At 74.3% G+C, this 3,807-nt stretch carries 4 protein-coding genes and 1 pseudogene; all 5 read left to right on the top strand.

The window, feature by feature from the left end; all coding sequences use genetic code 11:
• A partial coding sequence (locus PLP61_RS15570; protein WP_324503670.1) for an AMP-binding protein occupies window positions 1-1,117 on the top strand: 1,117 nt, incomplete at its 5' end.
• Window positions 1,114-1,356: a glutaredoxin family protein gene (locus PLP61_RS15575; protein ID WP_324503671.1), complete on the top strand. Its 243-nt coding sequence runs from the start codon at window positions 1,114-1,116 to the stop codon at window positions 1,354-1,356. The genes PLP61_RS15570 and PLP61_RS15575, both read left to right, overlap by 4 nt.
• Window positions 1,357-1,539: 183 nt before the next feature.
• Complete coding sequence (locus PLP61_RS15580; RefSeq protein WP_324503672.1) at window positions 1,540-2,208, top strand: redox-sensing transcriptional repressor Rex; 669 nt, start codon at window positions 1,540-1,542, stop codon at window positions 2,206-2,208.
• Window positions 2,205-3,482, top strand: coding sequence for a glutamyl-tRNA reductase (locus PLP61_RS15585; protein WP_324503673.1), 1,278 nt, complete (start codon window positions 2,205-2,207; stop codon window positions 3,480-3,482). The genes PLP61_RS15580 and PLP61_RS15585 overlap by 4 nt, the downstream gene beginning before the upstream one ends.
• A pseudogene (locus PLP61_RS15590) lies at window positions 3,479-3,807 on the top strand (hydroxymethylbilane synthase); the annotation flags it as partial. The gene PLP61_RS15585 and the pseudogene PLP61_RS15590, both read left to right, overlap by 4 nt.

Consider the following 3,807-nt stretch of genomic DNA (forward strand, 5'->3'; position numbering starts at 1 on the left):
CGCCGCGCTGCGTGCGGTCGCCCGCCGCCTGCCGCCGCCCCTGCGGGACCCCGAACGGCCCGCCGTCCTCAGCTACCCCGGGGGCGCGGTCGGCGCGCGCCGGGCGGCCATCCTCAGCCACCGTGCGCTGGTCGCCAACATCGAGCAGGTGGCGGGGCTGGACCCGCCGCTGCTGAGCGAGAGCGACGTGGTGCTGGGCTTCCTCCCCCTCTACCACGTCTTCGGCCTGAACGCCGTGCTCGGCGGCGTGCTGCGCCACCGGGCCACGCTGGTGGTGGTCCCCCAGCTGCCCGCGGACACCACGCTGGACCTGGTCGCGCGGCTCGGGTGCACCGTCGTCCCGGGGGTTCCGCAGGTGTTCGAGGACTGGCTGGCCCTGCCCCGGCTGAGCGAGCGGCTCGCCGGCGTCCGGCTGCTGCTGTCCGGCTCTGCCCCGCTGGACCGGGAGACGGGGGACCGGGTCGTGGAGGCCACCGGGGTTCCGCTGCACCAGGCCTACGGCCTCACCGAGGCCGGACCGGTGGTGACGACCACCCTCTGCAGCGAAGCCCCGGGCACGTCCTCGCTCGGGTGCCCTCTCGAGGGCGGCGAGGTGCGGCTGCGTGACGACCGCGGGAACCCCGTCGAGGCCGGGGACCCGGGGCAGGTCGAGATCCGCGGCCCCCACCTCTTCTCGGGCTACTGGCCCGACGGGACGGACGGCCCCGATGCCGACGGGTGGTGGCCGACCGGTGACGTGGGGTTCCTGGACGGGGCCGGGGACCTGCACCTGGTCGACCGGCTGCACGAGCTGGTCGTGGTCTCGGGGTTCCACGTGTTCCCCCAGGAGGTGGAGGACGTCATCGCCGAGGTGCCGGGGGTCGCGGCCGCCGCGGTGATCGGCGTCGAGCACCCCCGCACCGGCCAGGCCGTCGTGGCCTACCTGGCCACCGACGGGGCCGACCCGGCGTCGGTGACCGAGGCGGTGCACCACCACTGCGCCGACCGGCTCGCCGGCTTCAAGAGGCCGACCCGGGTGGAGGTGGTCGACGCCCTCCCCCGTACCCTCACCGGCCGGGTGCAGAAGAGCCGCCTGCGGGCCCTGGAGCGGATCCGCACCCCGGAGCCGGACCGGTGAGCACCCCTCGGGTGGTGCTCTACGGCCGTGCCGGCTGCCACCTCTGCGACGAGGCCCGCGAGGTCGTCGCCCGGGTCTGTGCCGACCTGGGCGTCGCCTGGACCGAGTACGACATCGACGACGACCCCGAGCTGCAGGACAGGTACGCCGTCGAGATCCCGGTCACCCTCGTCGACGGGCGCCAGCACGACTTCTGGCGGGTCGACGAGAGCCGGCTGCGGGCCGCCCTGGGCGGCTGAGGCCGCGCCGGTCCCTCCCGACCCCGACCGGTGTGGCGTGGGTCACATGTGGTAGGGGAGGGCGCCTGCTCGGTTTTGTTCTCGCGTTCACAAACTCTTACAGTGAGTGGCGCCGTGCGGTGATCCGCGCCGGGTGGGATTCCGAGCCAGGACCCGGGGCCGCACGCTCAGGAAAGAGGGACCGTGACCACACGGGCGTCCGCCGACAGCACCCGGGAGATCCCCGAGGCCACGGTCGCGCGACTTCCGATCTACCTGCGGGCCCTCACCGCGCTCGCGGAGAGCAGCATCGTCACCTGCTCCAGCGAGGAGCTGGCCACCGCCGCGGGCGTCAACAGCGCCAAGCTCCGCAAGGACCTCTCCTACCTCGGCAGCTACGGCACGCGCGGCGTCGGCTACGACGTGGACTACCTGCGCTACCAGATCGCCCGGCAGATCGGCGTCACCCAGGACTGGCCGGTCATCATCGTGGGCATCGGCAACCTGGGGCACGCCCTGGCCAACTACTCCGGGTTCCGCAGCCGCGGGTTCCGGGTGGTCGCCCTTCTCGACACCGACCCCAGCCGGCAGACCGAGGTGGTCGCCGGGGTCGACGTACGGCCCTTCCGGGACATGGAGGCGATCGTCCGGCAGCACGGCGTCGCGATCGGGGTGATCGCCACACCGGCCGCCGCCGCCCAGGAGGTGGCCGACCGGATGGTGGCCGCCGGGATCGGCAGCATCCTCAACTTCGCCCCGACCGTGCTGTCGGTGCCGCCCGGCGTCGACGTCCGCAAGGTCGACCTCTCGATCGAGCTGCAGATCCTGGCCTACCACGAGCAGCGCAAGGCGCCCCAGGAGCAGTCGGTATGAGCGTCCTGGTGGTGGGGGTCTCCCACAAGACCGCACCCGTGGCGCTGCTCGAGCGGCTGGCGCTGGACGGGGAGGGGGTCCACAAGCTCCTCGCCGACGCGGCCGCCTGCGACCACGTCGGAGAGGCGGCCGTGGTCGCGACCTGCAACCGGCTGGAGATCTACGCCGACGTGGACCGGTTCCACGGCAGCGTCGACGACCTCACCCGGCTGCTGGTCGAGCGCTCCGGGGAGTCGGCGGACGCCATGCTGCCCCACCTGTACGTGCACTACGACGACGCCGCGGTGTCCCACCTCTTCCACGTCGCCTCCGGGCTGGACTCGATGGCCGTCGGCGAGGGCCAGATCCTCGGCCAGGCCCGGGACGCGCTGCGGCACGGCCAGGAGCTGGGCACGGTGGGCCCCGCCCTCAACTCCCTCTTCCAGCAGGCGCTCCGCGTGGGCAAACGCGCCCACGCCGAGACCGACATCGACCAGGCCGCCCCCTCGCTGGTCAGCGCGGCGCTGGACCTCGCCGTCGACACGGCAGGGGACCTCACCGGCGCGAAGGTGGTCGTGGTCGGGGCCGGCTCGATGGCCTCGCTGGCCACCGCCACCGTCACCCGCCGCGGAGCCACGGACGTCGTGGTGCTCAACCGCACCCCCGGTCACGCCGACCGCCTCGCCCGCGAGTACGCCGTCCGCGCCGCGGCCCTGGACGCCCTGCCGACCGAGCTGCAGGCCGCGGACCTGGTCGTCACCTGCACCGGGGCGGCAGACCTGATGATCACCGGCGACCTGGTGCCCGAGCGGCCCGTCACCTTCATCGACCTCGCCCTCCCGCACGACGTCGACCCGGCGCTCGCGCACCGGCCCACGGTGACGCTGATCAGCCTCGCCGACCTCTCCCGGGCCCTGCACGAGACCGAGGCGGGCCAGGAGGTCGCCGGCGTCCGGCACATCGTGACCCAGGAGGTGGCGGCCTTCCTGTCCGCCCGGCACCAGGCGAGCGTCACCCCGACCGTGGTGGCGCTGCGCTCGATGGCCACCGGGGTGGTGGACACCGAGATCGCCCGGCTCGACGCCCGGCTGCCCGACCTGGACGACCAGACCCGTGCCGAGGTGCTGCAGACGGTCCGGCGGGTGGTTGACAAGCTGCTGCACCAGCCCACCGTGCGGGTCAAGGAGCTCGCCGGTGAGACGGGGGCGGTCTCCTACGCCACCGCCCTGGCCGAGCTCTTCGCGCTGGACCCCCAGGCCGTCGACGCCGTCACCCGCCCGGGGAGCCAGCCATGAGCTCGCCGCTGCGCCTCGGGACCCGGGCGTCCCGGCTGGCCACCACGCAGTCGACGCACGTCGCCGAGCTGGTGCGGGCCCGGCTCGGCCGCGAGGTGGCCCTCGTCGAGGTGACCACCGAGGGGGACACCAGCCGCGCACCCCTGGCCGACCTCGGCGGCACCGGCGTCTTCGTGAGCGCGCTGCGCGACGCCCTGCTGGCGGGCGAGGTGGACTTCGCCGTGCACTCGCTGAAAGACCTGCCCACCGGCGCGGCCGCCGGGATCGCGCTGGCCGCCGTACCCGCGCGGGAGGACCCGCGAGACGCGCTGGTCGCCCGCGACGG

The organism is Nocardioides sp., assembly GCF_035429765.1.
In the GTDB taxonomy this organism is placed as follows: Bacteria; Actinomycetota; Actinomycetes; order Propionibacteriales; family Nocardioidaceae; genus Nocardioides.

What these genes read in the sequence shown, in the direction of transcription:
- PLP61_RS15585 (WP_324503673.1), top strand. Translation starts at nt 2,205, where the DNA reads ATGAGCGTCCTGGTGGTGGGGGTCTCCCACAAGACCGCACCCGTGGCG.